Source organism: Vibrio sp. 10N.222.48.A3, from assembly GCF_041475345.1.
GTDB classification, from domain to species: Bacteria; Pseudomonadota; Gammaproteobacteria; order Enterobacterales; family Vibrionaceae; genus Vibrio; species Vibrio tasmaniensis_A.
In genome coordinates this window covers 1-5,291 of the sequence record NZ_JBFRVX010000733.1, presented here as the reverse complement: position 1 = coordinate 5,291, position 5,291 = coordinate 1, and the positions used below count along the sequence as shown (strand labels likewise).

4 protein-coding genes are annotated in these 5,291 nt (G+C 42.3%); all 4 read left to right on the top strand.

The genetic code is table 11. The features are described 5' to 3' along the window. Positions 1-341: 341 nt before the first annotated feature. The 4 genes from yegD (at position 342) to AB4653_RS19135 (ending at position 5,066) form a co-directional block, all read left to right on the top strand. A complete protein-coding gene (gene yegD / locus AB4653_RS19150) occupies positions 342-1,694 on the top strand; it encodes a molecular chaperone (RefSeq protein ID WP_009845669.1) in 1,353 nt (450 codons plus the stop codon). Positions 1,695-2,204: 510 nt separating this feature from the next. Next, positions 2,205-3,260 carry a porin gene (locus AB4653_RS19145; RefSeq protein ID WP_017097026.1) on the top strand — a complete coding sequence of 352 codons (1,056 nt, stop codon included), beginning with the start codon at positions 2,205-2,207 and terminating at the stop codon, positions 3,258-3,260. Positions 3,261-3,650: 390 nt separating this feature from the next. Then, the gene (locus AB4653_RS19140; protein ID WP_009845667.1) at positions 3,651-4,283 is read left to right on the top strand and encodes a fumarylacetoacetate hydrolase family protein; all 633 of its coding nucleotides are present in this window, start codon (positions 3,651-3,653) and stop codon (positions 4,281-4,283) included. A 150-nt stretch (positions 4,284-4,433) separates the two neighbouring features. Then, entirely contained in the window at positions 4,434-5,066 is a 633-nt protein-coding gene (locus AB4653_RS19135) for a LysE family translocator (RefSeq protein ID WP_009845666.1), read from the top strand. Positions 5,067-5,291: the final 225 nt, after the last annotated feature.

Here is a 5,291-nt window from a genome sequence, read left to right as displayed (position 1 = left end):
TGTTGATCTTTCGAGCTGATTTTTGCAGCGATTTGCTGGGAAATTTCTACAAGGCAGAGGCTTTGATGTGTAGCTAGCCTACATGAGAAGCCGATAACACAGTAGAAATGAACCACAAAGGCTGCCCGAAGGGTTCGGTTAGAATCGTTTTATACTTTGTTAAGATGTATTTACTTAGAATGACTAGGCTACATACATCTTGCCGCGCCTAAAACGATTCTATCTCGAACAAAAATTTAACCACGAAAGGTCAACAGACCCTAAGTAAAATCGACAAATGACCTCGTAATTTAAAGGCTTTTCATGTAGCATCTCGCCCCTTTTGTTGAGTGGGGGATATTATGTTTATTGGGTTTGATTATGGAACAGCGAACTGTTCTGTCGCGGCGATGGTTGATGGAGAACCAAGCCTGTTACCATTAGAAGGTAGCAACCATTATATTCCCTCAACGGTATTTGCACCTACTCGTGAGAGCGTTTCTGAGCACCTATTTCGCCATTTGAATATCAAACCGAGTGATGCGATTGGTGAGCAGGTGTTGCGACGTGCTATCGCTCTGAACCGAGAAGAGAGTATCGACCTAGTGCCAGAAGACATGGCATTTGGTCAGGCTGCATTGGACCTTTATTTGGAAGACCCTCGTGACGTTTATTACGTTAAGTCCCCTAAGTCTTTCCTTGGTGCCAGTGGATTGCATGATGTTCAGGTGAGTTTCTTCGAAGATTTAGTGTGCGCCATGATGGCGAATATCAAGCATCAAGCTGAAATCACGACTCAAGAGCCGATCAAACAAGCTGTTATTGGGCGACCAATTAACTTCCACGGTCGTGGTGGTGAAGAAGCAAACCGACAAGCCGAAGATATACTCTCACGTGCAGCCAAACGTGCAGGTTTCCTTGATATCGCTTTTCAGTTTGAACCGGTCGCTGCAGGCCTTGATTACGAAAGTACTCTGACTGAGAACCAAACGGTATTGGTTGTCGATATTGGTGGTGGTACCACCGATTGCTCATTGTTAGAAATGGGGCCAAGTTGGTCTGGTAAAGCGAACCGCACCCAAAGCTTGTTAGCACACAGTGGACAAAGGGTAGGGGGTAATGATCTTGATATTTACCTTGCCTTCAAACAATTGATGTCACCTTTCGGTATGGGTAGTAAGGGTATTTCGGGTATCGATATGCCGTTGACTCAATTCTGGAATCCAATTGCGATAAACAATGTAGAAGCTCAAAAAAACTTCTATTCAAGGGAAAACCTAGCCGCGTTAAAGTTACTTCGTAAAGAAGCTTCAGAGCCTCAAAAGTTAGACCGTTTAATGAAGGTCTATCACGATACTTTAGGTTACAGCATTGTGCGTCGGGCGGAAGAAGCCAAGATTGCATTGGCAGAATCCTCCCAATATCGAACAGCAATCAATGTTGCATCAGAGCTGATTGAAGTGGATATCTCCGTTGAGCAGATGATTGAAGCGATTGAAACGCCAAAATCTAAGATGATTGAATTGGTTAAAGAAGCGATTCAACAAGGTCAGAAAAAGCCAGATGTCATCTACATGACGGGTGGTTCTGCCCGTTCTCCTATTCTTCGAGAAGCAGTACAACAAGCCGTACCGAATGTGCCAATTGTGAGTGGTAACTATTTTGGTTCCGTAACTTCAGGCCTAGCACGTTGGGCTGAGGTTTGCTTCAAATAAGAATGTACTAACTTGTATTAGGGCAACCAGTCACGGATTGGTTGCCCTTTTTTTGTATTTTCTCTAGTGAACTTTCAATAAAGCAATAGCCAATAATTAATAAAGCAACTTATCCTAGTTCAAATTGGGAATTGTTTCACAAGGCTAAATATTTCAGTACGGCTCATTATGTTACAGGATGTTTCTAGGTTAATGGTATGTCGCAGAATGGTCTGGAAAGTCGTTTGTAGCTTAAGTGTCTAATGCTGTTTTTATGATTGGAAAATCAAAAAATCAAAGGTTTTTATATCAAAGAATACCAAAAATTAGCTTGAGGTTTGTTTTTAATACTTTGTTTTTAATGATGTTTTTTGTTTTTATAGCGCGATTTTTTTTATTTTATATATTTTAATGCAACTTTTTTGGCAGTCGTATATTAGTGTTTTCCCACTTGTTAAATGCAGGTAACAACCTCTTCGTAAGTACGAGGTTGTTATGGAATCACTCTCCCAGTTACAAATGGATATGACAATGAATAAGAAACTTTTAGCGCTAGCAATTTCTGGTGCAGTATTTGGTACACAGGCAGTTGCGGTAGAGCTTTATAACGAAGACGGTACAGCCTTCTCTGTTGGTGGTCACGTTTCTGTAAACCTGAATGGTTCAGAGAAAGGCGATACGGATGTTGGTACAAACTCACCACGCATCAACTTTAATGCTACGCAAGAATTAGGCAATGGCTTCACAGCTGACGCTAAAGGCGAATGGGCGCTTAATTACCTAAACGGTGGTGACGAATCGTTTACTACTCGTCTTGGTTACGTAGGTTTAACTCATGATGAGCTAGGTCGTGCTGTTGCAGGTACGCAGTGGGCGCCATACTACGATGTAGCTTCAGCTACTGATATGCCGATCGCTTTCGCGAACGATTTCTTATACGACAACCACGGTGCTCTAGGTACTGGTCGTGCAGACAAAATGGCAAGTTACCGCAACGGATTTGATTTTGGTGAAGCGGGTGAGCTTAGCTTTGGTCTAGGTTGGCAGGGCAGCAATGACGTAACGACTGACACTGAAAACGTTCTTGGTGGTGTTGTTGTTACTACTCGTTCAACGGTGTCTTACGATGACCGTATTCAAGCGACTCTTGGTTACTCAATCGCTGGTGTTAAATTGGGTTATGCCTTCAACACTGGTGACTTCAAAGAGGGTGGTGTTTCTAAGACGGCTGAATCTCACCTAGTTTCTGCTGCATACGGTTCTTACGGCTCAGGTTTATACCTAGCAGGTATCTACGCTTCAAACGAAAACATGAACGTAGGCCTTGAAGAAAGTGATGCATATGAATTGCTAGCGGCTTACGCTTTAGCGAACAGCTTAAACTTAAGCGTTAACTACGAAGTTGTTGAAGGCGAAGCGACGAAAGGCGCGGCAACACAAACTGACCGTGAAGAGCTAGCTCTACAAGCTGAATACAACTTTACGAGTAATGTTGTTGGCTACACTGGCTATCAGTTTGATCTAAACGATGCTGACAACAGAAAAACTGACGACAAGTGGACTATTGGTGCTCGTTTCTACCTATAAGTCGCGACTCATTGAGTTTGACCACTATTATGCATAGTGTTTACTCCTTAAATTTACCTTTTCGGATACTGTCCTAGACACCATGCTAAGCCCTCTCAAGCCTTTTGGTTTGAGAGGGCTGCTTTCGTTCTATACGCATCTGTTTTAGCTTTTCCTTCATGTTACCCAGCCATTTATTTCATCTACGTAGCTATGGTCTACGCAGCGATGATCTACGTAGCTAAGGCTCTTGTCATTAGTTCTTATACGTCGCGATCTTCGAATAAAAGTATTTAAATCATTTAATTGAGCTAAAGATCAGAATTTAGATATTGGTAACCATCTTGTCGAAGATTCTCTTTTAATGATGCGGTAAACTCTGCGCTCTAAAAAACAGTTTAGGGACAAACTATGAGCAGCGTTGTAGATCAGGAGCAATTGATGAATTCGAAACGAACAGCAACACCCAGCAAAGTACTGTGTATTGGGCGCAATTATGTTGATCACATCGAAGAGCTTAATAATGTTATCCCTGACTCTATGGTGGTGTTTAATAAGCCGAGCACTAGCGTTACGTCTTCTCTATCATCTTTCCATCAAGAAACGTTACATTATGAAGCTGAAATCTGCTTCATTGTTGAAAACGGTGAATACTCTGCCGTGGGGCTAGGTTTAGACCTTACCAAACGCGAGTTACAAAGTAGTTTGAAGGCGAAAGGTCTGCCTTGGGAGCGTGCTAAAGCTTTTGATGGTTCTGCTGTTTTTAGTCGCTTTGTTCCCATAGATAACTTGGACCTATCTGACTTAAACATAGAGTTATTTATTAACTGTGTCCGCGTTCAAAAAGGGCATGTTGAACAGATGCTTTATTCCCCACAGACCATCCTCGAAGAGTTATCTTCTTATACGACTTTGCTTGACGGTGATGTTGTGATGACGGGCACTCCGAAAGGTGTTGGAGAGGTACATCAAGGTGATATTTTCCTTGGTCGTCTAAAGTGTGGTGAAACCACTGTGATTGAGATCGAGTGGGTAGCACGTTAATTAGTCTTTTGTATTTAGTTAATAAATTGGTTTTACTGTTTATTAATGGTGTTTAATTCGATTGATTTAACACCTAGCAACTGATTGCATCTGGAAGGGTGTTAGTAATTGATATAAAATTCGCCTCCATTTTTATCAATACTGAAACCCATGATCGATTTAACCATCCTACCTGTTTACCTGACGGCCGTTGTAGCTCTTCTCCTTTTACCAGGCCCTGATATGTTACTCATCGCAAGCTCAAGCATGAGCTATGGCCGTAAAGTCGGTGTGTTTGCGAGCTTAGGTAATGCGACTTCTGGAATTATCCTGACAGTATTGGCAGCAATGGGCGTTTCAGCATTGATTGCGATGAGTCCAGTGGCTTTAAAAGCTCTTCATCTATTAGGCGGTGCATACTTATTAAAGATGGGGTGGGATTGTCTTCGAACAGAACAGGGCAATGCGCCTGAGTTAAGCGATAACCGTGCTGCAAAAGCGTACTACCAACGAGCACTTATTAGTAACCTGCTTAATCCTAAAGCGTTGGTTTTTTTCGTGATGTTCTTACCGCAGTTTGTATCGACGAGTATTGAAGCGACTTCGGGCGAGCAGATGCTCGTTCTGGGTTTATTGCTGAATGTGCTAGGTTTGACGTTCAACTTTTTACTTGTGGCGTTAGTGGGCACTATTGGTAAATCTTTGGTAGAAAATGCAAAGTTTCGTACCTATCAGCAAAAAGTGATGGGCGGAGTTTTCATCGTGTTAGCGGTGTGGATGTTGTCTTCCTTCTTTACCTCGTAGACTGCAACTCAAACAGTTTATCGGGGTTAGCCGCCGATACAAAAATGGACGCTTCGAGCGTCCATTTTTTATGTCTATCAGTTACATATTGCACTTCATGGAACTGATGTTTTGAAAGAATGATGATCTAAGAGTTCAACTCTTTCTGGTGTTGTTCGATGAGCCTATCCATGTACTCTTCACCGCGCTTGCGAGTATCGTCATAGGTTTCTGTCCCTTCGAACT

What these genes read in the sequence shown, in the direction of transcription:
- AB4653_RS19140 (WP_009845667.1), top strand. Translation starts at nt 3,651, where the DNA reads ATGAGCAGCGTTGTAGATCAGGAGCAATTGATGAATTCGAAACGAACA.
- AB4653_RS19135 (WP_009845666.1), top strand. Translation starts at nt 4,434, where the DNA reads ATGATCGATTTAACCATCCTACCTGTTTACCTGACGGCCGTTGTAGCT.
- yegD (WP_009845669.1), top strand. Translation starts at nt 342, where the DNA reads ATGTTTATTGGGTTTGATTATGGAACAGCGAACTGTTCTGTCGCGGCG.
- AB4653_RS19145 (WP_017097026.1), top strand. Translation starts at nt 2,205, where the DNA reads ATGAATAAGAAACTTTTAGCGCTAGCAATTTCTGGTGCAGTATTTGGT.